Below are 23,032 nucleotides of genomic sequence, written 5' to 3'. Positions count from 1 at the left end.
ACGGTGTCTGAGCAGGCAGGAGCGGTACTGGTGGAACAGCGGCAACGAATGCACCCCGCGTCGGCGAGCGGACGCGGCACTTCGCGCCTGCCGCCCGGTCGCCTGAGCCTGGAACGCGTGGCCGCTGCCCTGGCCGAGGACGGCCTGATCGGCCCCGAGGACGCCAAGCGCGTGCAGCTGCCGTCCGGCGCGCGCCATGCCAGCGAGGTCCATCCGCTGGTACTGATCGCCAACCTCAAGCTGGCCTCCGGCCAGACCCCGGGCACCGACCTGGGCCTGGAGCGCCTGAGCGAGTGGCTGGCCCAGGTCAGCGGCCTGCGCTATCTGCGCATCGATCCCACCCGCGTCGACGTGCCCGCCGCCACCGCGGTGGTCTCGCATGCCTACGCGCGCCGGCACCGGATCCTGCCGCTGGCGGTCAACGCCGACCGCGTACTGATCGCGACCAGCGAGCCCAACGACCTGGACTGGCTGCCCGACGTGCGCCACCTGACCCGGCGCGAGATCGAACTGGCGGTGGTCAATCCGCTGGATCTGCACCGCTACACCATGGAGTTCTTCGGGGTGACGCGCTCGGTGCGCGGCGCCCGCGACGGCAATCGCGAACAAAACGCCGGCATGCCCAGCTTCGAGCAGTTGGTCGAGCTGGGCCGGGTCGGCGAGGTCGGCGCAGACGACCACCACATCGTCCACATCGTCGACTGGCTGCTGCAGTACGCCAACGAGCAGCGCGCCTCCGACATCCACCTGGAGCCGCGCCGCGACATCGGCCGGGTGCGCTTCCGCATCGACGGCGTGATGCACAAGGTGTTCGAGATGCCGCCGCCGGTGATGGGCGCGGTGGTCAGCCGCATCAAGGTGCTGGGCCGCATGGACCTGGCCGAGCGCCGGCGCCCGCAGGACGGGCGCATCAAGACGCGTTCGCCGGGTGGGCGCGAGGTCGAGATGCGCTTGTCGACCATGCCGACCGCGTTCGGCGAAAAGTGCGTGGCGCGTTTGTTCGATCCGGACACGGCGCTGAAGTCGATCGACCAGCTGGGTTTCAGCGCCCAGGAATCGGCCGGCTGGAACGACCTGGTGCAGCGCCCGCACGGCATCGTGCTGGTGACCGGCCCGACCGGTTCGGGCAAGACCACCACCCTGTATTCCACGCTCAAGCAACTGGCCACGCCGGACGTGAACGTCTGCAGCGTGGAGGACCCGATCGAAATGATCGCGCCCGAGTTCAACCAGATGCAGGTGCAGCCCTCGATCGATCTGGACTTCGCCAGCGGCGTGCGCACCCTGCTGCGCCAGGATCCCGACATCATCATGATCGGCGAGATCCGCGACCTGGAAACCGCGCAGATGGCGGTGCAGGCCGCGCTGACCGGCCATCTGGTGCTGTCGACCCTGCACACCAACGACGCCGCCTCGGCGATCACCCGCCTGCTCGATCTGGGCGTGCCGCATTACCTGGTCGCCTCCACGCTCAACGGCGTGCTTGCCCAGCGCCTGGTGCGTACCCTGTGCCCGCACTGCAAACGCCCGGCGCCGCTGGCCGAAGGCGAATGGCAGACCCTGCTGGGCGCCGGCCAGACCCCGCCGGCGGGCGCGAACGCCCACGCGCCGGTCGGCTGCCTGGAATGCCGCCGCACCGGCTACCTGGGCCGGGTCGGCCTGTACGAATTGCTGCCGATCACCCCCGGCCTGCGTCGGCTGATCCGGCCGGACCTGGACCTGGCCAGCTTCAACCGCGCCGCCGCGGCCGAGGGCGTGCGCTCGCTGCGGGTGGCGGCGGCCGAAAAGGTGGCCCTGGGATTGACTACAATTCCCGAGGTCGTATCGGTATTGCCCCCGCAGGAATGAACAGCGCGCCCTTTTTGATCATCGAGACCGGCCAACCGGTCGCCACGATGCGCCGCCACCGCGGCTTTCCGCATTGGATCCGCGTCGCCGCCGGTCTGGAGCGCGACGAGGCGATCGCGATCAACGTCGAGGCCGGCGAACCGCTGCCGAGCACGCGCGAGGGCTTCGCCGGCACCATCGTCACCGGCTCCGGCGCCATGGTCACCGACCGCGCCGAATGGAGCGAGCGCAGCGCGCAGTGGTTGCGCGAAGCCGCGCACGCCGGCATGCCGCTGCTGGGCATCTGCTACGGCCACCAGTTGCTCGCGCATGCGCTGGGCGGCGAGGTCGGCGATCACCCGCAGGGCCGCGAGATGGGCACGATCGCGCTGGAGCTGCATGGGCCGGCCGGCGACGATCCGCTGTTCGGCGGCCTGCCGGCACGGTTCGAGGCCCAGGCCACGCACCTGCAGACCGTGCTGCGCGCGCCCGACGGCGCGACCGTGCTGGCGCGCTCGGTGCACGACGCCTGCCATGCCTTCCGCTGGGGCGATCGCGCCTGGGGGGTGCAGTTCCACCCCGAATTCAGCGCCACGCACATGCGCGGCTACGTGCAGGCGCGCAAGGTCGCGTTGCAGCGCGAAGGTCATTGCCCCAAGACCATCGCCGGCAACATCGCCGCCACGCCGCACGCGCGGCGCGTGCTGCGCCGCTTCGTGCATCACGCGCGCGGCCTGCACGGCCGCTGAGGCGGCGGCACGCGGCGGATCGCCCTCGCAACACCCGCGGTAACCACAGGCCCACCGGGGCCGGAGTAGAGATCGGAATGACCCAGATTCGCAAAGTGCCGCTAGGACAGGGCGTGCAGTGGCTGACCCAGGCCGTGAACATCGGCGCGCGCAATCCGCGCGCGGTGTTCGGCGCGGCGCTGCTGATGATGGCCACGCTGTACACGCTGACGATCGTGTTCGCGCTGCCGTTCGTGGCCGGCATGCGCGACGCCGCCGCGACCGCCAAGGATCCGACGCGGGTGCTGACGGCGATGGTGCCGCTGTTCCTGATGCTGGTGTTCGCGCTGCCGATTCTGCTCGGCGGCCTGATGCACGTGATCCGCGAGGCCGAGGCCGGCCGTCCGGTGCGCGCGCGCGACCTGTTCGCGCCGTTCCGCCTGCGCAAGGCCGGCCCGCTGGCGTTGCTGGGCGTGATCCAGATCGTGCTGGCCGCTGCGAGCATGCTGTTCGTGGTGCTGCTGGCCGGCGACGATTACTGGGCCAACTACATGACCGCGATGCGCACCGCCATGAGCGGCGGCACGCCGGTGATGCCGGAGCCCAATCATCCGGGCCTGATGATGGCGGTGCAGTTGCTGTTCAACTACTTCACCTACACCTTGCTGCTGCTGTGCATTCCCTTGATCCTGTTCTCGGGCAACAACGTGGTCGAGGCGGTCAAGGGCGCGCTGCGCGCCTCGCTGTCCAACGTCGGCGCCAACCTGCTCGCCGGCGCCTTGTTCATGATGGGCGCGCTGGTCGCTGCGTTGATCATCGGCGTGATGGGCCTGCTGGCCGCGCTGATCGGCAGCCTGATCCATCCCATCGTCGGCGCCGTGCTGTCGCTGCTGCTGTACGCCGGTTTCGGCGCTGCCCTGTTGGTGGTGCTGGTCGGTGGCAGTTATCTGGCGTGGCGCGACACCTTCGGCGACGACACCGCGGGAAACGCGCCGCCGCCGTCCAACCACGGTCATTTCGAAGCCTGATCGATCGACGGCGCGCGCGTCGCGCCTGCGGCAGCCCTCAGGCCGGCGACTGCAGCGGCGCCGAGCGACGCAGGTCGCGTCGCGCCCACAGGTAGATCAGCAAGCCAGCCACCGCGGTGGCCGCGCCGATGTAGCCGGTCGAGGTCCAGCCGTAGCCGGCGCTGATCGCCATGCCGCCCAGCCAGGGGCCGAGCGCATTGGCGGCGTTGAACGCGGAGTGGTTGGACGCCGCGGCCAGCGTCTGCGCGTCGGCGGCCACGTCCATCAGATGCGCCTGCAGCACCGGCGCCAGCGCGCCCATGGTGCCGACCGCGATCACCGCCGGCAGCACCGCCCACACCGAATGCGCGGCGATCGGGAACAGCAGCAGCAACAGCGTCGACCACAGCAGCACCGCCGCCGCGGCGCGGAACTGCAGGCGGTCGAACAGCCAGCCGCCGGCCAAATTGCCCAGGATGCCGCCGATGCCGAATGCGATCAGCGCGAACGGCGTCCACGACTCGGGCACGCCGGTGACGTGGATCAGGGTTGGCGCCAGATAGCCGAACACGCAGAACATGCCGGCGAAACCGATCGCGCCGATGCCCAGGGTCAGCCAGACCGGCGCGCGGTTGAAGTCGCGCAGTTCGCGGATCGGATCCTGGCGCGGTTCGTTCGGGTCGGCCGGCAGGGTGCGCGCCACCAGCCCCACCGTCAGCACCGCGATCGCGGTGACCAGACCGAAGGCGTAACGCCAGTCCAGCACCTGGCCCAGCCAGGTCGCGAACGGGTTGCCGATCAGCAGCGCGATCGCCAGGCCCAGCAGCGGCCGGCTGACCGCCACGCCGCGCTGCTCGGGCGGACTGATCGCCGCCGCCACCAGCGCCGCGACGCCGAAGTAGGCGCCGTGCGGCAGGCCGGCGATGAAACGGAACAGCAGCATGGTTTCGTAGTTCGGCGCCAACGCGCTGGCGACATTGCCCAGCGCGTAGAACGCCATCAGCGCCAGCAGCAGCGCGCGCCGGCGCAAGCGCGCGCCGAGGATCGCCAGCAGCGGCGCGCCCACCACCACGCCCAGCGCATAGGCGCTGATCACATGGCCGACCTGCGGTTCGGTCACCGCCAGCCCGCGCGCGATGTCGGGCATCAGGCCCATCACCACGAACTCGCTGGTGCCGATGGCGAAACCGCCCATCGCCAGCGCGAACAGGATCAGGCCGATCTGGCGGGAAGACAGCGGCGACGCGGTGCCGGAATCGGCCATGGCGGTGTCCGAGGCGGGGGATTCGACATTATTGTGCATCGCAGCAAATACGTCAGCCGCGTGAGTGCGCCGCTGCGTCCTGCGGGTGGTACGGGTGCAGTTTGGGCGTATGGCTGGGCACCCGATCACGTTCAGCGCAGCAGCTAATCCCCCGTCGCCCGCTACGTGGCCGCCCGCCCCATTTTTTCAAAGGCAGCCAGGCAGAGCCCCGCGACCTTCGTCTGGCTTGTTTTCCTCCTTTGAAAAAGGGGGATTGAGGGGGATTTGCTTTGGCCGTCGCTCGGCTTGAGCAAGGGCACCGAATGCATCAGCAACCGCATCCGCGAATGCTTACCCATGCGCGGCTTTGCCGAATCTGGCGATTGCCCTGCGACTCACCGCGGCAGCGACGAAAGTCGTACTGACCGATCTTCGGGCGCCAACGAATCGCGACTCACGTCGCTCCCACAGAAAGCGTCCGCACTAGAGATGTAGGAGCCTCGCAGGCTCCCCACGCACCGCCGCGCCGCGCTCAGCTTTCCGCTGTTTCGCGCGGCTTCACCCAACCCGCCGCGATGATCCCCAACTCGTACAGCACGCACATCGGGATCGCCAGCATCAGCTGCGACACCACGTCCGGCGGCGTGATCACCGCGGCGATCACGAAGATGCCGACGATCGCATAGCCGCGGCCTTCCTTGAGCTGCTGCGGCGTGACCCAGCCCAGCAGCACCAGGATGACCAGCGCCACCGGCAGCTCGAAGCTGGCGCCGAAGGCCAGGAAGATCACCAGCACGAAGTCCAGGTACTTGCCGATGTCGGGCGTCATCGCCACCACCGACGGGGTGAACTTGACCAGGAAGCCGAACACCGCCGGCAGCACCAGGAAATAAGCGAACGCGCAGCCGGCGTAGAACAGCGTCACCGCCGAGGCCAGCAGCGGCAGGGCCAGGCGCTTCTCGCGCTTGTACAGGCCGGGCGCGACGAAGGCCCAGGCCTGATACAGCAGCCAGGGCACGGTCGCGAACAGCGCGGCGAAGAACGCCAGCTTGACCGGCACGAAGAAACCGCCGGCCGGGTCGGCGGCGATCAGCTTGCCCGACTCGGGCAGCTTGCCCAACAGCGGGCCGGCCAGCAGCGAGAAGATCTCCGAGGCGAACGGCATCAGCGCCAGGAACACGATCAGCAGGCCGACCACCGCGCGCAGCAGGCGCGCGCGCAGTTCGATCAGATGGTCGAGCAGACGCGGCTCGGCCGCGGTCTCGTCGTCGGCCGACGTCGCGGCGCGGGGATCAGCGTCGCTCATCGTCGTGGGCCGGTGCGGTGGGGGCGGGCAGCGCGGTGGGCTCGGCGGTCGCCGCGTCGGCGGGCTTGCCGTCCAGCGCCTCGACGCTGCGTTCGGCCTCGCGCAGCTCGCGCTGGAGGCTGTCGCGGCTGTCGTGGATCTGATTGCGTAGGCTTTCCTGCGCCTCGCGCAGATCGGCCTGGGTCTGGCGCAGACTGCGGCGCAGCTCCTCGTCGGCCAGCTCGTTTTCCAGCTCCGACTTCACCGAATACCACTGCGCGCGCGCGCGCCGTACCCACAGGCCGGCGAAGCGCGCGGCCTTGGGCAGGCGTTCGGGGCCCAGCACCAGCAGGGCCACGACCGCGATGACGAAGATTTCGGAGAAGCCGATGTCGAACATGACCGCGCGCCGGAAACGCCGTGGGGAACGCTAAGGCGTGTCAGCGCGGGGTGTGTTCGTCGTTGCGCGTCTGCGCGTTGGCGTCGTCGCGCCGGGTTTCGTCGGAGAGCTGCGCGGCCGGCTTGTCCTCGTCCTGCACGCCCTTCTTGAAGCCCTTCACCGCTTCGCCGAGGTCCTGGCCCACGTTCTTCAGGCGCTTGGTGCCGAACACCAGCACCACGATCACCAGCACGATCAGCCAGTGCCAAAGACTCAAACCGCCCATGTGTGATTCCGCCGGAGTTGGGACGCTGAGGATACCGCAAGCCGTGTTACGCGACCCGTGACCGCAGGCATGGTGCGGCCTGAATGGGCCGCCGCCGCGCTTACGGCAGCGGCTCGACCTTGGTCTGGTTCTGTTCCTCGACCGGTGCGGTCGGCTGGGCCGGCTGAGCGACGGGCGCGGCCGGCGCCGTATTGGCCGGGGTCGAGGGGTAGACGGTGGCGCCGGTGGCCGGCTGCGGCGCTTCCTGGCGGTTCGCGCGCGCGGTCGCGCTGGCTTCCTCCAGGCGGTCGCGGAAGTCGACCACGGCCTCCGACGGCATCTGCGCGGCGCGGCCCTCGAAGATCATGCGCGGGGTGGTGCCGTCGCCGTAGACGACTTGGTTGGCCTGGTCGTCGATCTGCAGCACCGCGCCATCCAGGGCCACGCCCGCGAACAGGCCGCGCGCACGCGACCAGGACCAGATTTCGGCCTTGAGCTGGCCGTCGGTGGCGGCCGCGGCGCTGCGCCCGACCGGGCCGGCGGCGACGCCGGCGTCGGCGCCCAGGGTGACCTTGCCGTTGACGATCGAATCCAGACCGCGCTCGCCACGGAACACCAGCACGATGTCGGAGGACTGCACGCCGGCCTGGAAGCCCACGCTGCCGCCGGTGAGCTTGACGAAGCTGGGGTTGGACCAGGTGCCGTCGGGATTCTTGACCGAGACCAGGCCGTGGCCGCGGCGGCCGCCCAGCACCAGGCCGACCTTGAGCGTGTCGGGCACCACGACTATCGCGCGCGCCTCGTCGAACAGCTTGTCCGGGATCGCCGACTCGGGAATCTGCTGGATGTCGCCGAGCACGCGCACCGCGTTGCGCGCACGGGCGTCCTCATCGGGGCCGGCGACGGCGGATGCGGCGAAGCTCAGGCTGAGCACGAGGACGGCGAGGCGCGACGGACGGGACATGGGGGACTCCGGCGAAGACGGGGGGCGGCGCACGCGTTCGACCGCGGGCGCGCGCCAGGGTTCAAGCTGGGGTTCAGACTAGTAACGCGGCGATGAATCGCCATGGAATCGTCGCCGACGAGCGCGCCGCGACCCGCGCATGCTGCCCGGCCCGGCGGGTGCTGTCATCCTATAGGCATGCACGCCGACGCCAGCATCGCCCAATCCCCGTCCCTTTCCGAGTCCGCCGGCGTGAGCGCCGACACCGCCGTACTGCTGGTCAATCTGGGCACGCCGCAGGCCCCGACCGCGGCGGCGGTACGCCGTTATCTGGCCGAGTTCCTGCACGACCGGCGCGTGGTCAGCCTGACCCGCTGGCTGTGGTGCCCGCTGCTGCATTTCGCGATCCTGCCGCTGCGTTCGTCGCGGGTGGCGCACAAGTACGCCAGCATCTGGATCGACGGCGAGGACGGCGGTTCGCCGCTGGCCGTGTACACCCGCCGCCTGGCGCGCGCGCTGCAGCGCGAGCTGCCGCAGGTGCGCGTGCTGGACGCGATGCGCTACGGCGAGCCCTCGCTGCGCGCCGCGCTGCAGCGCCTGCGCGCCGACGGCGTGCGCCGTCTGCTGGTGCTGCCGTTGTATCCGCAGTATTCGACCTCGACCTCGGCTTCGGTGGCCGACGTGATCGCGCGCGGCGAAGGCCCGACCACGCGCATGGTCGAGGACTACTACCGCAATCCCCACTGGGTCGCGGCGGTGGCCGATTCGGTGCGCGCCTATCGCCAGAGCCACGGCGCGGGCGACCACCTGCTGTTCTCCTTCCACGGCCTGCCGCAGCGCCTGGCCGACGACGGCGATCCTTATCCGCAGCAATGCGAGGCCAGCGCGCGCGCGATCGCGCGCGCGCTGGGCCTGGCCGACGACGCCTGGACCCTGAGCTACCAATCGCGCTTCGGCCGCGAGCGCTGGCTGGAGCCGGCCACGGCGAACACGCTGGAGGCGCTGAGCGCGCGCGGCCTGCGCCGCATCGACGTGGTCGCGCCCGGCTTCGCGGTGGACTGCCTGGAAACGCTGGAAGAAGTGGCGATGATGCTGGCCGAGGAGGTCGCCGGCCGCGGCGGCGAGCTGCGCTACATCCCCTGTCTCAACGACAGCCCCGCGCACGCGGCGGCGCTGGCCGGCGTCGCGCGCGAGCAGCTGGAGCGCTGGACGTGAGCGCCGACGGCAGCCGCGCCGCGCCGGCGCTGCGCGAGTTCGTGGTCGACACGCCGTTCGGCCGCATCGGCGGCCTGCGCAACAACGTCCACGGCGCGCCGCGCCTGCTGGCGCTGCACGGCTGGCTCGACAACGCCGCCAGCTTCGTGCCGCTGGCGCCGCATCTGGCCGGCTTCGACCTGGTCGCGCCGGACCTGCCCGGACACGGCGTCAGCGCGCACCTGCCGCCGTCCGCCGAATACAACCTGATCGCTGCCGCGCGCGCCGCGTTCTCGGTCGCCGATGCGCTGGGCTGGGACCGCTTCATCCTGCTGGGCCACTCGATGGGCGGCGCCACCGCCAGCCTGATGGCCGCCGCCGCGCCGCAACGGATCGAACGCCTGCAGCTGATCGAGGCCCTGGGCGGCCTGCCCGAGGTCGAGGAGCGCACCGCGGCGCGTCTGCGCGAAGCGTTCGCCGACCAGGCCGCGCTGGCCGGCAAGCGGCTGCGCGTGTTCGGCGACATCGCCACCGCGGTGCGCGCGCGCATGCAGGCCAACGGTTTGAGCGAGCCGGTCGCGCGTCTGCTGGTCGAGCGCGGCATCGCGCCGGTGCCCGCGGGCCACTACGCCGACGACTCGGCCGGCGGCTATGTCTGGCGCAGCGATCCGCGCCTGACCCTGGCCACCGCGGTGCGCATGACCGAGGCGCAGGTGCGCGACGTGGTCGCGGCGATCGAATGCCCCACGCGCGTGGTCTACGTCGAGCCCGCGTTCCAGTATTTCCCGGCCGGGCTGCGCGACGCGCGCATCGCTGTGCTGCGCCGGGGCGAAAGCGCGGCGGTGCCCGGCGGGCATCACTTGCATATGGAAGATCCCGAAGCGGTGATGGCCGCGATCGGAGACTTTCTGACGCGGCCGCTGTAGCCGTGGCCCTTCGAGTCTTCCAAGCGGCAACCGCCTTGGGGTAGGAGCGGCGTAAGCCGCGACCGCAAACTCACGCACGCGATGCACCTCGCATCGCGCGCGACGCTGGAAGTGACATGAGGCGCGATCCCCGCCAACTGCATCGCGACCTGCATGGTGATTGAAGTGACGCGATCGCGGCTTGCGCCGCTCCTACCCCAGGGCCGAGGCTCTAGGCGTTCTTACCGCACAGCGCATTCAGCGCCGCCTTCAGCGGCCGGCCCTGCGCGCGGAAATACTCGCGCTGATCGCGCCAGCGCGGGCAGCGCGCCTCGACCTCGCGCCAGAACGCGCGCGAGTGGTCGGCGTGGATCAGGTGGCAGAGCTCGTGCACCAGCACGTATTCGAACGCGGCCGGCGGCGCCAGCACCAACGCCAGATCCAGCGACAAGGCGCCGTCCGGCGACAACGAGCCCCATTGCGAGGACATCACGCGCAGGCGGATGCGCGCCGGCGCGCGCGGCAGGCCCTGCAGGTATTTGGGCAGCCAGCGGCCGATGTCGGCGCGGGCCTGGCCTTCGTAGAAATCGCGCAGCGCGCGGCGCAAGGCGGCCGGGGCGACGGATTCCGGGGCGACGATGGCGATCGCGCCGTCCTCGTCCTCGGCGATGCGCAGGTAGCGGCCGACGCTCCAGCGCAGCGGCCGCGATTGTCCGCGCAGGGGCAGCTGCCCGTCCACATGCGGTTGCAGCGCGGCGTGCTCGCTGCGGGTGCTGTCCAGCTGCGCGGCCAACCAGGCGCCGTGCTCGCGCACGAAGCGTTCGCCGGCGCGCTCGCTGGCCCGCATCGGCAAGGTCAGGCGCGCGCCGCGCTCGTCGACGCTGAGCTTGAGCCGGCGCGCGCGCGGATCGCGCACGCGCAACACCTCGACGCTGCGGCCGTCGTCCAGCACCACCGTGATCGTCTCGCGCTCGACCCCGCGCGCGACCGGCCGCGACTGGCCGGTCAGCAGGCGCAGCAGGCTGCTCATGGGTGGGGATCCGCCATGCAGGAAGGATAGCGCGTGGGGATGACGGTTGCGGGGCAGGGGGGGCGGTAACGGCAACGACAACAGTAAGAGCAACAGCAAATCCCCCCTGGCCCCCCTTTTTCAAAGGGGGGAACTCAACCGCTTGGGTGGCGAGCGTTGGCTGTTGCTTGCACTTCCCCCTTTTAAAAAGGGGGATTGAGGGGGATTTGCTCTTGCTGCGGAGCCGCCGAGACAGCCTGTTACCTCAAGCCTCGGCCTTGCTCAACTTCAATGCCGGCTCCAGCACGTTGAACAGGCGCTTCACCTCGGCGCTCATCAATGCGAAGCGCGCGTCGAGCTCGGCGCGCAGGTCGTCGCGCTCGGTGTTCTCCAGGCTGTCGACGGCGCCGTCAAGCAGTTTGAACTTGCGGATCACCAGGTCTTCGCCGAGCACGAAGGACACGTGGTCGTCCAGGTTCAGCGCCAGGCGCGTGACCTGCTTGCCGGTCTCCAGGTGCTTGTCGATCTCGTCGCCTTGCAGCTCCATGCGCTGGCACTTGACCACCGCGCCCTGTTCCATCGGATCGCGCAGTTCGCATTCCTCGCCCAGGCTCAGGCCTTCGGGCAGCGGCTCGCCGGCCAGCCAGCCGGTCAGGATCGAACGCGGCGCGACTTCGGCGTTCAGCGGCAGCGCCGGGAAGCTGCCCAGCGCGCGGCGGATCTCGCTGACCACGTTCTCGCCGCTCTTGCGGCTGGAGGTGTCGACCACGACGATGCCGTGCTCCAGGTCCAGCAGCGCGTCGGTGCGGCTGGGCTTGATGAAGGCGCGCGGCAGCAGGTCGACGATCAGCTCGTCCTTGAGCCGCTTGCGGGTGCGGCTACCGGGTTTGCGCCCTTCCTTCTGCTCGATTTCGGCCAGCTTCTTGGCCAGCATGTCGTTGACCACCGAACCCGGCAGCAGCCGGTCCTCGCCGCCGACGCTGAGCCAGATCGCGTCCTGGATACGATTGGACATGGCCTCGGCGTCGCGGCCGAAGGGCGAGATGAAGCCGCGCGAAGACAACTCCAGCGGGCCGACCGGCTTGAGTTTGCACTCCTCCAGGCCTGCTTCGAGTTCGTCGAGTTTGGTGGTGGTCGGAAAGCGGAACAGCGTCAGATTGCGAAAGAACATCGAAGTCCCGAAAAGTAAGGAAGGGAAACGGGCGGAACCGCGGCCGGGTCTTACATGGCCGCAGGCTCGGTGCCTGTTTCCTGTTCGTGCGGTTCGCCGGCCAGCCACGCATGCGCGTCCGGCAGCGGCGACTGGCCGAGACGGCCCAGGGCGAGGAAATCGAACAACTTGGGATCGGACAGCTGCGAAGGGCGGATATCGCCCAAGGCGCGGGAGATGGTCTCGATCCGGCCCGGGGTGTCGCGTTCCCAGGCGTCCATCATCTTCTTGACCTGCTTGCGCTGCAGGTTTTCCTGAGAGCCGCACAGGTTGCAGGGGATGATCGGAAATTCGCGCAGCTGCGCGTATTGCGCGATGTCGTCCTCGCGCACGTAGGCCAGCGGCCGGATCACCACGTGTTTGCCGTCGTCGGACAGCAGCTTGGGCGGCATGCCGCTGAGCTTGGCGTGGAAGAACAGGTTGAGGAAGAAGGTCGCGACCAGGTCGTCGCGGTGGTGGCCCAGCGCGATCTTGGTGAAACCTTCCTGCTCGGCGTAGGTGTACAACGCGCCGCGCCGCAGCCGCGAGCACAGCGAGCACATGGTCTTGCCCTCGGGCACGACCCGGGTGACCACCGAGTAGGTGTCCTGCTCGAGGATCTTGTACGGCACGCCCACCGATTCCAGGTAGGCCGGCAGCACGTGCTCGGGGAAGTCGGGCTGCTTCTGATCCAGGTTGACCGCGACCAGTTCGAACTTGACCGGCGCCTTCTTCTGCAGCTGCAGCAGGATGTCCAGCAGGGTGTAGCTGTCCTTGCCGCCGGACAGGCAGACCATGACCTTGTCGCCGTCCTCGATCATGCCGAAATCGGCGATCGCGCGGCCGACCTGGTGACGCAGGCGTTTGGCCAGGCGCTGGTGTTCGTGGCCGCGACGCTGGTCGGCGCGGACGTGACGTACGGGTTCGGCTAGGGGCAGGACGGTACTCATCAGACCGTCCATTCTACGGGCAGCAAAGGAGCGGCTGCGATCCGGCTCACGAGGATCCGGCTTACGAGCGCGGTGGGGCGGACAAAGCGACGGCGCGGAAACCGCGCCGTCGTGGCGGCGAAACCGTTCGCCGTCGCCTAAGTGCAGCAAGCCGCCGCCCCGTCCGATGGGGCGGTCGGCGACACGCTCATTTCCCGGAGGCGGGGCGGACGACCGGCTGTGCGGCCGGCATCAGGCGCGGATCTTCCGCCTGCGGTTTCAGCGCGGCGCGCCCGCGGTCGCTCATCGCCGGCGTGATGCCCTCATCCACCACCAGCGCCGAAGCGAAATTGCAGGCGGCGCCCACCGGCAGGGTGGATACGCCCTGCTCGCACTTGGGGCCCTTCTTGCCGTCGGGACAGCACCACTTGGTGCCGTTTTCGCCTTGCACGACGATGCCGGACTGGGTCGGCTTGGTGCCGGCGCCCTGCGAGGTGGCGGCCAGCAGCGGCGAACAGGCGGCGATCAGTGCGAGCGCAGATAGCGGGATCCAGCGATTCATCAGACCTCTCCTTGGTGGGCGGGTAATCCGCGGCTGCAGGATAGGCAAACGATCTTCTAACTAAATATGAACGAAATTTTTACTATTCAGGGGGCGGACAGTTGGCCGTCTCGGCCGCTTGCCCGCGCGGTCGTTCGCTGTGAGGCGTTGACGCTTGTGGCCAAGGCGGACGGCGGGCCGGCGCCGGCCTGCGTTCGCCACGCAGGGATATGGCGCCGCCACACTCGCGCGTTAAGCTCAGCGCATGATCGAAAGCGATGATCCCGCCGAAGTAGCACGCAAGCTTGCCGAACTGCGGCTGGAACATCGCGACCTGGACGCGGCCATCGACCGTCTGGCCCAGGACAGCGATGCCGACGAGCTCACCGTCAAGCGATTGAAGAAGCGCAAGCTGTGGTTGAAGGACTGCATCGCGCGGCTGGAAAGCGCGCTGATTCCCGACGAGCCGGCGTAGGTCGGAACGACCGCGCGGCGGTGGCCCGAGCGGTTGGCGGATGCGCGAAGCCGGCGGTTTTTTCCAAGAGGCCATGGTCGCCGCATACGCACGCGAATGTCGAACGCGTCCGCTGCGGCGCTGCCGTTCGGCGCGCCGGGTTCGCATGTCGGTATTCCGTATCGATGTGACGGCGACCCGGGTCGGAAGCGCACCGGAAGACTAGAATCGCCGCGCGAATCCTTCTGCCGGACACCCCCATGACCCGATTGAAAGCCGCCCTCGGCGGCCTGGCCCTGTGCCTTGCGGCCGCCTCCGCCGGCGCGCACGTGCCGTTCCTCAAGCCCAACCAGTTCAACGTGCTCAACGCGCGCTTGCAGGTCGAATCCGCTTTCACGGAACTCCCGTTCCAGGCCGACTTCGCGATGGACTCGCCGAACTTCTCGATCACCGCACCGGACGGCACGCAGCAGCCGATCCGCGCCACCGCCAAGACCCGCGCCGCGGTGTATCTGGAGCCGGTGCTGGCGGGCGACGGTACTTATCGGATCAGCACGGGCGTGCGCCCGGGCCCCACCTACAAGGCCATCGAAACGGCGGAGGGCAAGCTGTATTTCTCCGACGACATCGCGCGCAAGCAGGGCCGTCCCTCTTCGCTGAAGTATTTCAGCCGCGCCGACGCCTATCTGGCCAAGGGCGAACCCGGCTATGTCGCGCGGCCGATGAACAGCGGCGTGGAGATCATCCCCTTGTCCTCGCCCAACCGCCTGGATCTGGGCGGCGAACTGCGCCTGCGCGTGCTGCGCGACGGCAAGCCGGTGCCGAACGCGCGCATGGTGGTGGTGGCCGACAACGAGCACTACCTCGCGCATCGGGCCGAGGATCTGTACGACGTGGAGAACGCGCGCGACAGCAACCTGCATGCGGACGGCGCGGGCGAAGTCGCGTTCCGGCCGACCCGCGCCGGCCTGTACTTCCTGTTCGTGACGGTGCACGAGAAGATCGACGCCGACCATTGGGAAAGCCATAACGCGTCGTTGGCGCTGGAAGTCGGCTTGCCGGCGACGGCGTCGGCCAAGCCCTGAGATCAAGTCGCGCGGCGGCGATCGGAGCGCTGAGCCGATCGCCGCTTGGCGACGGGCATGGCATCGTCCGGGCGTTCAGAAATAAAGGCGCCGCCTGCTCGCCGTGCATAGCCTCTGTCATGCGCAATCGGTGACGGCCGTGACTGCTGCCGGTCGCGACGCCTGTGCTACGGTGCCCGCACTCGCAATGGGCCCAGGCATGGCGGACAAGGACGAACTCATAGGCGCGGCGCGCAATCCGTGGTGGCAGGCCGCCGCCGCGGTGGCCGCCGTGGCACTGGTCGCGACATTCGCGTTGGGCGGCTTCAAGCAGGCCAAGAGCCAGACCAAGCCGTTGCCGCAATACTCGGCGGGCCAGCGCGTGCTCAGCGGCGCGATGGCGGTCACGCCATTGCGCGCCTGGGTGGCGCGCTATCGCCCGGGCGGCCAGATCGAACCCGATCAGCTCTACCTGGTGCTGCAAGCCGATATCGAGAACCTCACCGAGCGCAGCTTCGGCGGCTTCGGCTATCCGCTCAAGGATCTGATCCTGGTCTCGGCCACGCGCGAGCCGGTGCGGGCCGACAGCCTGCAGATGGCCGACGACCATGGCGTGATCGGCGATCTGCACCCGCGCATGGTCCAACGCGTGGACCTGGTCTGGAAATTGCCGCCGGCCTACGTCTACGCGCCGCGCCAGACCTTCGGCCTGTTCGCGCGCGACTACAAGGCCAAAGCCTATCTCAACGACGAGAGCGGTTGGATGCAGGGCGATCCCATGGCCAAACTCGAACTGCCCGTGCAGGATCTGCGCGACCGGTTGGTGGCGCCGTGAGCGCGCCGTCGCCCGCCGCAGCGCCGCACGGGCGCCTGCCGCGTTGGCGTTGGCGCGACGCGCTGTGGATCGTACTCGCGCTGATCGCCGTGGTCGCGCTGCGCAAGGGCCAGTCCGATTACGAACAGCGCGACGCGCCCCAACTGCAGTCGGCCCCGGCTGCGCGCGCGGTCGGACGCAACTTCGCGGTCGAGGTCGGCCGGCGCAAGGTCGCCCATGCCTATCTGCTTAAGGGCGACTACGGCCAGGAGGACCGCACCCTGCGCAGCCCGGGCGTGTGGCTGTCGGTGCTGGCCAAGGTCGAGGCGCTGCAGCGCCCGGGCTATCTGACCGCGCAGCTCCGCACGCGCGACGGCGTGGTCTATGTCGCCTCCAGCAAAGAACGGCCCAATCTGCGCGGCTTCAACCTCAGCGAGCGCGAGCTGGCGCCGGGCCTGCCCGAGGAAGGGGCGTGGTTCTTCGAGCTGCCGCCGGAGCAGATCGAGGGCGCGCATCTGCAGTTGTATTGGGGCCTCACCTTGCCGGCGGGCGGCGACAGCCTGGTCGATGTCGACCTGGGTCTGGACAAGGCCACCGCCCGCAAGCTGCTCGCCGATGCCAAACCGGTACTGGATCTGCGCCTGTGAGTGCCGCACCGATGACGACGAACGACGACTCCGGCGCTGCCGCACCGCCCGCCGGCTGGTGGCGGCGCAACGCCGGCTGGCTGGTCGGCACGGCCGTGCTAGGCGCGCTGGCGCTGTGGCTGCCCTACCGCGATGCCTTGCAACAGTACCGCCAGCGCAATCCCGATACGGCGGTGATCGCGGCCAAGGGCGACTGGACCGCCTTCGCCGGCGCGCGCTGGAAGCTGATCTCGGCCGAGACCTTGCTCGCCGGCGATCCGCGTTTGCGCGGCTCGCTGCGCAAAGATGCCGAAGTGCTGCAGCTGCGTTACGAAGTGATCGCCGACGAGGGCACCAAGGCCGCCGACCTGGACCGCTGCAGCGGCGCGATCGTCGACGCCCAGGGCCGGCGTTGGGAAACCGGCGGCGCCGCCTTGCCGCGCTTGTCCACCCCGCGCCTGCCGGACACCTGCGGCAGCGGCTACGACGCCGACTTCAAACAAGTGATGGCGCTGCCGACGCGGCCGTTCGCGTTCGAGCACCTCTATGTACTGCCGCGCGGAAGGCGCCCGGACGAGCTGCGCGCGCGCATCGAACTGAAGAACACGGATAAGGCCCAAGGGCGCTATCTCGAATTCGCGCTGTAACGGTTCTTGCTCGTCATTCCCGAGCGCGCGGCAAGCGTCGCCGCCGCTTGGCCTTCGCTCGTCATCCCTGCGAACGCGGGCATCCAGGGCTCCACCGCGACCGAACTCCGGGCGCCGCGCTCACCGGTTCACTGCGCCCGCGGCAAACGCGCGATCGCCCGGTCGAACGTCGCCGCCAGCAACACCACGCGCAGCACATCGGTCAGCAGCGAGGTACGGAACGACAGTGGCGTGTTGAGGAACACCGCATAGATCTGTCCTTCCACCCGTTGCCAGTCCGGATCCTTGGGCCCGACCAGCTGCTGCATCCAGTGCCACGACCACGAGTCCAGATACGCCAGCAGCTGCCAGCACACGCACAGCGTCAGCAGCGCCGGCAGGCCCGCGCGCAACACCAGGCGCAGGCTGTTGACCACGGGCACGCCCTTGCTGGTCCAGCCCGCGCTGGCCTTGTCGGCGAGCATGCGCAGGGTGAAGTGCATGGCCTTGAAGCGCGCGACCGCGCGCTCCAGCGGCGCGTCGGCCTGATCGATGCGCTGGGCCTTGCGCAGATCGATGCCGTAGATGATCGCGGTGATCGCCAGCCAGATCAGCGGCAGCGCGACCGCGCCGGCCGCGGTGGTCAGGAAATCCCACAGCGGCGCCAGCGCGCGCTTGATCGGCGCCAACAACGCGAACAGCGCGGTCGGGCTTTCCCACCAGTCGGTGACGGCGACGTACACCGCGCGTTCGTGCCACCAGTCCTTGCCGCCCTGCATGATCTGGCCGATCGCGGCGACGCCGACGAACACCCAGTAGGCCTCGCAGATCGTCGCCAGCACGTTCCACGACGCGTGCCCGGTGGCCGCCGCGCGGCGCTTGCTGAACCAGCGCACCGCCCAGGCCACCGCGAGCGCGATCCACAGGCCCTGTAGGGTCAGCACGTGGCGCAGATCCTCGCGCTCCCACACGCTGAATATGTAGGCGGTGGTGAAGTAGCGGCGCAGGCTTTCCAGCAGGCCCCAACCGACGTAGTAGGCGAAGAACGGCAGCAGCGCGATCGCCAGCGCGGTGATCCATTGCTTGCGCACCGCCTGCGTGTTCGGCGTGACCGCGCCGTAGGCCAGCATCGGCAGCGACGGGCGCAGCGATTGGAACATGAAGATGGTGCCGACCAGCTGGGTCACGATCAGCACCGACAGCGCGGCGAAGGACAGCAGCACCGAGCGCTCGCCCAACTTCACCGCCAGGTTCATCAGCAGGTCGTAGCAAACGCGCTGGGCGAAGAACCAGAACGCCAATGCCGGCCAGTGCCGCCACAGCAGGCGCGCGGACAGCAGCGGGATTTCGAGCCAGGCGCCGCGCGTCGGGCGGTCGTCGCGCGCGGCGGGATCAGACGGGATCGCGGAGGTCGAAGCGTGTGCGGACATCGGCGGGACCGGTGCGGAGTCTGGCGATGGTAACCGGGTCGCGGGGCTGCCGGCAGTGACGGTTATCAGATCGACGGCTGTTGATGGGGTGCGTGCGCGAACGGGCTTGTCTAGTCGCCCCTAACTTGTCATTCCGGCGAAAGCCGGAACCCATTTTGCTTTGCGGGGCGCAACGGGCGCGAAAGCTTGGCCTGCGCGAAGATCGAAATGGGTTCCGGCTTTCGCCGGAATGACGGGATGGAGAGGTCGGGCGAGCTCAGGCCTGTTGAGTGCTGCAACGCCGGACTAAGTCCGGCGACCTCGTTCACTCAGTCGCCGTTTCAACCACCACCGGCTTGGCCATCTCCGGACTGATCTTCTCGATCGTATGACGCAGCTCGCGGCCCAGGATCACCTTGGCGTCCTTGGCCCAGGCATCCAGGCGCGCGTCGAAGGCGAGCTTGCCGTTGCTGTCGGGCCAGACCAGCTTGAGTTCGCGCAGCTTCTGGATGAAACCGCGGAACAGGGTCTTGTCGAAGAACTCCGGCGCCGCCGGCGCGTACAGCAGCGACAGGCGCTGCGCGGCGAGCTGGCATTGGCTTTCCAGTTCGCCGGCCGACATCGTGCCCGGGCCGTTCTTCACCAGCACCGAAATGGCGATGTAGTAGCGCTCGAAGGCCTGTTGCAGCGAATGGCCGATCGCGCGCAGGCGGAACACCTCGTCGGTCTGGCCGGCGTTGCGCGCCAGGATGCCGCCGTCGTCCTCGCTCACGCGTTCCAGCAGGCCCTCGCGGATGAACACCTCGACCGTGCGCGCCAGGCGTTGCGCGAACTCTTCTTCGCTCCAGGGCAGGAACAGCTCGGCTTGCAGGAACGGATAGACGTTGCGGCCCAGGCGCAGCACGCCGGTCATGCTCATGCGGCGGTTGTGCTGGAAGCAGCAGGCGATCCAGGAGGCGGCGGTGAACAGGTGCAGCACGTTGTTGCGGAAGTAGCTCAGCAACACCGCCTTGTCCTCGCCGTCCACGCCGAGCACGTCGCCCAGCGGATGCGAGATGCGTTCCAGCACGTTGATCTCTTCGCCGTGGGCGACGATTTCCTGCGGCGTGTGCGGGGTGACGGTGACGCGGTCGGAGTAGGGCAGTTCCGCGAGCAGAGTTTTGGACAACGCGATCTGCGCCAGCAGGTCGGCCTCGCCCATGGCGTGCTTGGGCGTGGACAGCAATGCCAGCGCCAGCAGGTTGATCGGGTTGACGTCGGCGGCGCGGTTGACGTTGACCTGAATGCGTTCGGCCAGCGCGGCGACAGTGTCGGACAGCCACTGCGGCTTGTCGTCCTCGCCCACCGGGCGGCCGTCCCATTCCGGCGCGTGTTCGGCGAGCACGTCGTTGAGCCGGATCGGCTCGCCGAAGTTCACCACCACCTGGCCGTAGTTGGAGCGCAGCACCTTGGGGATGCCCCACAGCAGCTGCCAGATCGATTCCTTTTCCTTGGGCTTGCCCGACAGCTCGTCGAGGTAGCTGTTGCCTTCCATCAGCTTCTCGTAGCCGATGTAGACCGGCTGGAACAGCACCGGGCGCGTGGGCTGGCGCAGGAAGCCGCGCACCGTCATCACGATCATGCCGCCCTTGGGCGGCAGCAGCCGGCCGGTGCGCGAGCGCCCGCCTTCGATGAAGTACTCGATCGAATAGCCGCCCGCGACCAACTGCGCCACGTACTCGGAAAACACCGCCGAGTACAGCGCGCTGCCGCGGATGCTGCGACGCAGGAAGAACGCGCCGCCCTTGCGCAGGATGGTGCCGACCACGGGCAGGTTGAGATTGGCGCCGGCGGCGATGTGCGGCGGCACGATGCCCTTGGTGTAGAGCAGATAGCTCAGCAGCAGGTAGTCCATGTGGCTGCGATGGCAGGGCACGTAGACCACTTCGAAGCCGGGCGCTTCCTGCTTGAGCTTGTCCAGGTGATGGACCAGCACGCCGCGGTAGATGCGGTTCCACACCGGCGTGAGCAGGAAGCTGGCCGAGCGCACCACCGGGTGCGAATAGTCGGCCGCGATCTCGTAGGCGATCGCATGCGCTTTCTTCCACGCGTCGATCGGCGAGCTGTTGTCGCGCCGCGCCTGGTCGGCGATGGCGTCCTTGACCGATTCGGAGGCCAGCACCTGATCGACCAGCAAACGACGCGTCGACAGATCGGGGCCGATGACCGCGGCGCGGATGCGGCGGAAGTGGGTGCGCAGCACGCGCGAGAGCTTGCGCACCGTGCGCTCGGCCGGCAGGCCTTCGGCGACAATGCCGCGCAGCGACACCGGTGGCGAGAACCGCACCAGGGTGTGGCGGCCGTTGAGCAGGATCGCGAGCAGGCGGCGGAAGCGGCCGACCAGGGTCCAGTTTTCTGAGAACAGCACCGAGAACCAGCCCGTGCTGCGGTCCGGCGCGCGGCCGACGAAGATCGACACCGGCACCAGCTGCACGTCCAGTTGCGGATCGTCGCGGTGCGCGTCGAGCAGGCGCGCGAGCGAGCCGGAATGGGTCTTGGCCGGCGGCGGCTGCGGCGTGGCGGCGCCCAAGGATTCGCCCAGCGCCTGCAACGGCACCAGGGTGCCGCCGGCGTTGCGGCGCGACAGCGCGACATAGGCGCGCTTGCGGCCCAGCGGATCGCCGGGCAGCGGCTGCAGCGGCGAGGGCAGGCCGCTCTCGCGGCAGGCGCGCTCCAGGATCAGCGCGTTGGACAGGCCGTAGTCCTCCAGTACGTAGCAGACCGGGCGGCCGTTCCATTCCTCGGCGACGTGCTCGGACGGCGACTTGGGTTCGATGGTGAGCTGCACCCACGGTGCCATCAGGCGGCCGAGCAGCTTGGCCCACCAGGGGCGGCGCGCGGGCGGCAGGGCGCGCGTTTCCGAGGCGGCCGCGGGCGGCGGCGGCATCGGCAGTTCGGGCTGGTCGGGGTCGTGTGCGTCCGCGATGGTGGCGGTGTCCGGTGAGAGGGGTGGGTCGGTCGCAACGTCCGTCATTTCGCGCGCTTCGGCGGCGAACGTGTCGGCTTCGTGATCGATGCGGGGCGCGGTGGGCGTGTCGCCGGGCGACGCGGCGTCGGCCTCGGGGGCGTCGCCGCTGGGGCCGGCGTCAGGCGTGGCGCCGTCCGGGCGGGCCGGTGCGGCGTCGGGGAAAGGCAGGGGCGTTTGTTTCGGCATCGTCGCCATTATGCCCATTCGGCTTGGGGCTGCTTGCGTGTCGGCGGCCGGCTTGGGCCGTCGTTCAAGCCGGTCCCGGAGGGTGCGCGGCGTCGGTCCGCGCCGCGCGTGCGGTGGACGCGATTAGGGCGCGGTGGCCGCTGCGGGCGCGGTGGGGTGTGCGCTGCCCGCGTCCAGCGGTCGCGTCGCCTCGGCTTCGGCATGGCGCAGCACATCGCTCAGGTACCAGCGGCCGTCGAGGCGCTCCACGCGCACGTAGGCGTCGATCGGCTGGCCGGCGATGGTGTAGCGCAGGCGCACGCGCGCGCTGTCGCCGGTCTGCTCGGCCAGCGTCGCCTCGACCCGGTCCAGGCCGGCATCGACGTCCAGTCCGTAGCTCACCAGCACCTGCTTGAAGCGGCCGAAAAACGGGCCCAGCCGCTCCAGGCTGCGGGCCATGCCGGTCAGGCGCAGGGCGTCGGCGCCGGTCAGGCCGGTCTGGCGTGCTGCCGCGGCCAACTGCGGGATCGCGATCCGCGCGCGTTTGGGGTCGCCCAGCGGCGCGCGCTGGCCCCAGGCGCTGATCGCGCCGATGAGCTGGGCGTAGTGGTCGCGTTCTTCGTCGCTGTAGTCGCCTTCGCTGCGCACGTACTGGGTGGCGAACAGGCCCAGGGTGGCGGCGGCCGAGCGCAGCTCGGTGTGGGCGCCGGCGAACTGACGCTGGTAAACGGCCTGCAGTTTCTTCTCCGCGCCGGGTGCGGCCAGGGCCTGCAGGAAGCCCGGCAGACGGTCTTCCAGCGGCAATTCGGTCAGCGGCCAGGTGGTGCGGCCCTCGCGCCAGGCGATTTCGAGGCGGTCGTGCAGGGCCGGCGGCACGGCGTGGCGGGCGTAGCCGGCCAGGTCGTTACGGCGCAGGTCGTGCACCAGTTGCTGCACCGCCTCGGCGGGCAACTTGGGCGGCGCGTCGCGGTCGGTCGATGGCGTGCGGTCGCAGCCGCCGCAGGCGACGACGATCAGCAGCAACGCGGCCAAGGCGCGTCGAATCGGTGGCATGAGGCGGCTCCCCAGTCGCAAGCGGCATCTTGGCCGGGGCCGGGGTCGGCGACAAGCCAAGTCGGTTCCGGATCCTGGCCGGCGCGGGTGGCGGGCGCGTTGCAGACGGATTGCGCAAGGTGGCTGCGTCAGGTGCGCCAATTGGCGGCATCGAGCAGCTAAAAGACGCGAATTCTCTCTATCGTCGGTCTTCGTGACATTTGAGTTCGACCCCGTCGTGTGCCGGCAAGGCCTATGGCGGCCGCTGCGCGCATAAAAAAAGGAGGCGCTGGGCCTCCTTATAAACCGGCCGAAGCCGGGATTTCGAGTTGTGGCATGGCTCCGGCCGAGGCCGGACGCGAGCAGACTACGTCGCCCGCGAACCTAATGC

At 69.4% G+C, this 23,032-nt stretch carries 21 protein-coding genes and 1 pseudogene; 10 read left to right on the top strand and 12 right to left on the bottom strand.

The window, feature by feature from the left end:
- Positions 1 to 30: 30 nt before the first annotated feature.
- The 3 genes from LVB77_RS00805 (at position 31) to LVB77_RS00795 (ending at position 3,583) form a co-directional block, all read left to right on the top strand.
- Entirely contained in the window at positions 31 to 1,848 is a 1,818-nt protein-coding gene (locus LVB77_RS00805) for a GspE/PulE family protein (RefSeq protein ID WP_232908330.1), read from the top strand.
- Positions 1,845 to 2,576, top strand: a complete 732-nt coding sequence (locus LVB77_RS00800; protein ID WP_232908329.1) for a glutamine amidotransferase — start codon at positions 1,845 to 1,847, stop codon at positions 2,574 to 2,576. Before LVB77_RS00805 ends, LVB77_RS00800 begins: the two co-directional genes overlap by 4 nt.
- Before the next feature lie 77 nt (positions 2,577 to 2,653).
- Complete coding sequence (locus LVB77_RS00795; RefSeq protein WP_232908328.1) at positions 2,654 to 3,583, top strand: hypothetical protein; 930 nt, start codon at positions 2,654 to 2,656, stop codon at positions 3,581 to 3,583.
- 37 nt (positions 3,584 to 3,620) lie between these two features.
- Here LVB77_RS00795 and LVB77_RS00790 read toward each other — a convergent pair whose 3' ends face one another.
- The 5 genes and pseudogenes from LVB77_RS00790 to LVB77_RS00770 form a co-directional block, all read right to left on the bottom strand.
- A complete protein-coding gene (locus LVB77_RS00790) occupies positions 3,621 to 4,826 on the bottom strand; it encodes an MFS transporter (protein ID WP_232908327.1) in 1,206 nt (401 codons plus the stop codon).
- Between the two features lie 511 nt (positions 4,827 to 5,337).
- The gene (gene tatC, locus LVB77_RS00785; protein WP_232908326.1) at positions 5,338 to 6,111 is read right to left on the bottom strand and encodes a twin-arginine translocase subunit TatC; all 774 of its coding nucleotides are present in this window, start codon (positions 6,109 to 6,111) and stop codon (positions 5,338 to 5,340) included.
- A complete protein-coding gene (gene tatB, locus LVB77_RS00780) occupies positions 6,098 to 6,490 on the bottom strand; it encodes a Sec-independent protein translocase protein TatB (RefSeq protein ID WP_232908325.1) in 393 nt (130 codons plus the stop codon). Before tatB ends, tatC begins: the two co-directional genes overlap by 14 nt.
- A gap of 40 nt (positions 6,491 to 6,530) precedes the next feature.
- Positions 6,531 to 6,755 (bottom strand): Sec-independent protein translocase subunit TatA, encoded by a 225-nt coding sequence (tatA, locus tag LVB77_RS00775; RefSeq protein ID WP_232908324.1) that lies wholly within the window; start codon positions 6,753 to 6,755, stop codon positions 6,531 to 6,533.
- 247 nt (positions 6,756 to 7,002) lie between these two features.
- Positions 7,003 to 7,698, bottom strand: a pseudogene (locus LVB77_RS00770) (lipid-binding SYLF domain-containing protein); the annotation flags it as partial.
- Between the two features lie 231 nt (positions 7,699 to 7,929).
- Between LVB77_RS00770 and hemH the strand changes: the two are divergent.
- Positions 7,930 to 8,892: a ferrochelatase gene (hemH, locus tag LVB77_RS00765; protein ID WP_343226215.1), complete on the top strand. Its 963-nt coding sequence runs from the start codon at positions 7,930 to 7,932 to the stop codon at positions 8,890 to 8,892.
- Positions 8,893 to 8,921: 29 nt separating this feature from the next.
- Positions 8,922 to 9,797, top strand: coding sequence for an alpha/beta hydrolase (locus tag LVB77_RS00760; protein WP_232910410.1), 876 nt, complete (start codon positions 8,922 to 8,924; stop codon positions 9,795 to 9,797).
- Between the two features lie 211 nt (positions 9,798 to 10,008).
- Here LVB77_RS00760 and LVB77_RS00755 read toward each other — a convergent pair whose 3' ends face one another.
- The 4 genes from LVB77_RS00755 to LVB77_RS00740 all read right to left on the bottom strand — a co-directional run bounded on the left by LVB77_RS00755 (position 10,009) and on the right by LVB77_RS00740 (position 13,465).
- On the bottom strand, positions 10,009 to 10,806 hold the full coding sequence (locus LVB77_RS00755; protein ID WP_232908322.1) for a SprT family zinc-dependent metalloprotease: 798 nt from the start codon (positions 10,804 to 10,806) through the stop codon (positions 10,009 to 10,011).
- 244 nt (positions 10,807 to 11,050) lie between these two features.
- A complete protein-coding gene (locus tag LVB77_RS00750) occupies positions 11,051 to 11,956 on the bottom strand; it encodes a recombination-associated protein RdgC (protein WP_232908321.1) in 906 nt (301 codons plus the stop codon).
- A 50-nt stretch (positions 11,957 to 12,006) separates the two neighbouring features.
- The gene (ttcA, locus tag LVB77_RS00745) at positions 12,007 to 12,936 is read right to left on the bottom strand and encodes a tRNA 2-thiocytidine(32) synthetase TtcA (protein WP_232908320.1); all 930 of its coding nucleotides are present in this window, start codon (positions 12,934 to 12,936) and stop codon (positions 12,007 to 12,009) included.
- Between the two features lie 175 nt (positions 12,937 to 13,111).
- Positions 13,112 to 13,465: a hypothetical protein gene (locus LVB77_RS00740; protein ID WP_232908319.1), complete on the bottom strand. Its 354-nt coding sequence runs from the start codon at positions 13,463 to 13,465 to the stop codon at positions 13,112 to 13,114.
- A gap of 247 nt (positions 13,466 to 13,712) precedes the next feature.
- On the opposite strand from LVB77_RS00740, the gene LVB77_RS00735 reads away from it, so the two are divergent.
- From LVB77_RS00735 to LVB77_RS00715, 5 genes are all read left to right on the top strand, one after another.
- Positions 13,713 to 13,919 (top strand): YdcH family protein, encoded by a 207-nt coding sequence (locus tag LVB77_RS00735; RefSeq protein WP_232910408.1) that lies wholly within the window; start codon positions 13,713 to 13,715, stop codon positions 13,917 to 13,919.
- A 239-nt stretch (positions 13,920 to 14,158) separates the two neighbouring features.
- On the top strand, positions 14,159 to 14,983 hold the full coding sequence (locus tag LVB77_RS00730) for a DUF4198 domain-containing protein (RefSeq protein WP_232908318.1): 825 nt from the start codon (positions 14,159 to 14,161) through the stop codon (positions 14,981 to 14,983).
- Positions 14,984 to 15,182: 199 nt separating this feature from the next.
- Positions 15,183 to 15,797 (top strand): hypothetical protein, encoded by a 615-nt coding sequence (locus LVB77_RS00725; protein ID WP_232908317.1) that lies wholly within the window; start codon positions 15,183 to 15,185, stop codon positions 15,795 to 15,797.
- Positions 15,794 to 16,423 carry a hypothetical protein gene (locus LVB77_RS00720; protein WP_232908316.1) on the top strand — a complete coding sequence of 210 codons (630 nt, stop codon included), beginning with the start codon at positions 15,794 to 15,796 and terminating at the stop codon, positions 16,421 to 16,423. The genes LVB77_RS00725 and LVB77_RS00720 overlap by 4 nt, the downstream gene beginning before the upstream one ends.
- 11 nt (positions 16,424 to 16,434) lie before the next feature.
- A complete protein-coding gene (locus LVB77_RS00715; protein ID WP_232908315.1) occupies positions 16,435 to 17,049 on the top strand; it encodes a hypothetical protein in 615 nt (204 codons plus the stop codon).
- Positions 17,050 to 17,177: 128 nt separating this feature from the next.
- Here the strand turns inward: LVB77_RS00715 and LVB77_RS00710 are convergent, their stop codons facing one another.
- The 3 genes from LVB77_RS00710 to LVB77_RS00700 form a co-directional block, all read right to left on the bottom strand.
- Positions 17,178 to 18,458: a hypothetical protein gene (locus LVB77_RS00710; protein ID WP_232908314.1), complete on the bottom strand. Its 1,281-nt coding sequence runs from the start codon at positions 18,456 to 18,458 to the stop codon at positions 17,178 to 17,180.
- 304 nt (positions 18,459 to 18,762) lie between these two features.
- Complete coding sequence (gene plsB, locus LVB77_RS00705) at positions 18,763 to 21,639, bottom strand: glycerol-3-phosphate 1-O-acyltransferase PlsB (protein WP_232908313.1); 2,877 nt, start codon at positions 21,637 to 21,639, stop codon at positions 18,763 to 18,765.
- A gap of 114 nt (positions 21,640 to 21,753) precedes the next feature.
- Positions 21,754 to 22,662, bottom strand: a complete 909-nt coding sequence (locus LVB77_RS00700; protein ID WP_232908312.1) for a hypothetical protein — start codon at positions 22,660 to 22,662, stop codon at positions 21,754 to 21,756.
- Positions 22,663 to 23,032: the final 370 nt, after the last annotated feature.

It is taken from the genome of Lysobacter sp. 5GHs7-4, from assembly GCF_021284765.1.
GTDB lineage: Bacteria > Pseudomonadota > Gammaproteobacteria > Xanthomonadales > Xanthomonadaceae > Lysobacter.
This window is presented reverse-complemented; position numbering and strand designations above follow the sequence as displayed.

Coding starts and splice junctions, on each gene's coding strand:
- tatA (WP_232908324.1), bottom strand. CDS start 6,755: ATGGGCGGTTTGAGTCTTTGGCACTGGCTGATCGTGCTGGTGATCGTG.
- LVB77_RS00700 (WP_232908312.1), bottom strand. CDS start 22,662: ATGCCACCGATTCGACGCGCCTTGGCCGCGTTGCTGCTGATCGTCGTC.
- plsB (WP_232908313.1), bottom strand. CDS start 21,639: ATGGCGACGATGCCGAAACAAACGCCCCTGCCTTTCCCCGACGCCGCA.
- LVB77_RS00750 (WP_232908321.1), bottom strand. CDS start 11,956: ATGTTCTTTCGCAATCTGACGCTGTTCCGCTTTCCGACCACCACCAAA.
- LVB77_RS00730 (WP_232908318.1), top strand. CDS start 14,159: ATGACCCGATTGAAAGCCGCCCTCGGCGGCCTGGCCCTGTGCCTTGCG.
- LVB77_RS00755 (WP_232908322.1), bottom strand. CDS start 10,806: ATGAGCAGCCTGCTGCGCCTGCTGACCGGCCAGTCGCGGCCGGTCGCG.
- LVB77_RS00800 (WP_232908329.1), top strand. CDS start 1,845: ATGAACAGCGCGCCCTTTTTGATCATCGAGACCGGCCAACCGGTCGCC.
- tatB (WP_232908325.1), bottom strand. CDS start 6,490: ATGTTCGACATCGGCTTCTCCGAAATCTTCGTCATCGCGGTCGTGGCC.
- LVB77_RS00715 (WP_232908315.1), top strand. CDS start 16,435: ATGACGACGAACGACGACTCCGGCGCTGCCGCACCGCCCGCCGGCTGG.
- LVB77_RS00740 (WP_232908319.1), bottom strand. CDS start 13,465: ATGAATCGCTGGATCCCGCTATCTGCGCTCGCACTGATCGCCGCCTGT.
- LVB77_RS00725 (WP_232908317.1), top strand. CDS start 15,183: ATGGCGGACAAGGACGAACTCATAGGCGCGGCGCGCAATCCGTGGTGG.
- ttcA (WP_232908320.1), bottom strand. CDS start 12,936: ATGGACGGTCTGATGAGTACCGTCCTGCCCCTAGCCGAACCCGTACGT.
- LVB77_RS00790 (WP_232908327.1), bottom strand. CDS start 4,826: ATGGCCGATTCCGGCACCGCGTCGCCGCTGTCTTCCCGCCAGATCGGC.
- LVB77_RS00795 (WP_232908328.1), top strand. CDS start 2,654: ATGACCCAGATTCGCAAAGTGCCGCTAGGACAGGGCGTGCAGTGGCTG.
- tatC (WP_232908326.1), bottom strand. CDS start 6,111: ATGAGCGACGCTGATCCCCGCGCCGCGACGTCGGCCGACGACGAGACC.
- LVB77_RS00710 (WP_232908314.1), bottom strand. CDS start 18,458: ATGTCCGCACACGCTTCGACCTCCGCGATCCCGTCTGATCCCGCCGCG.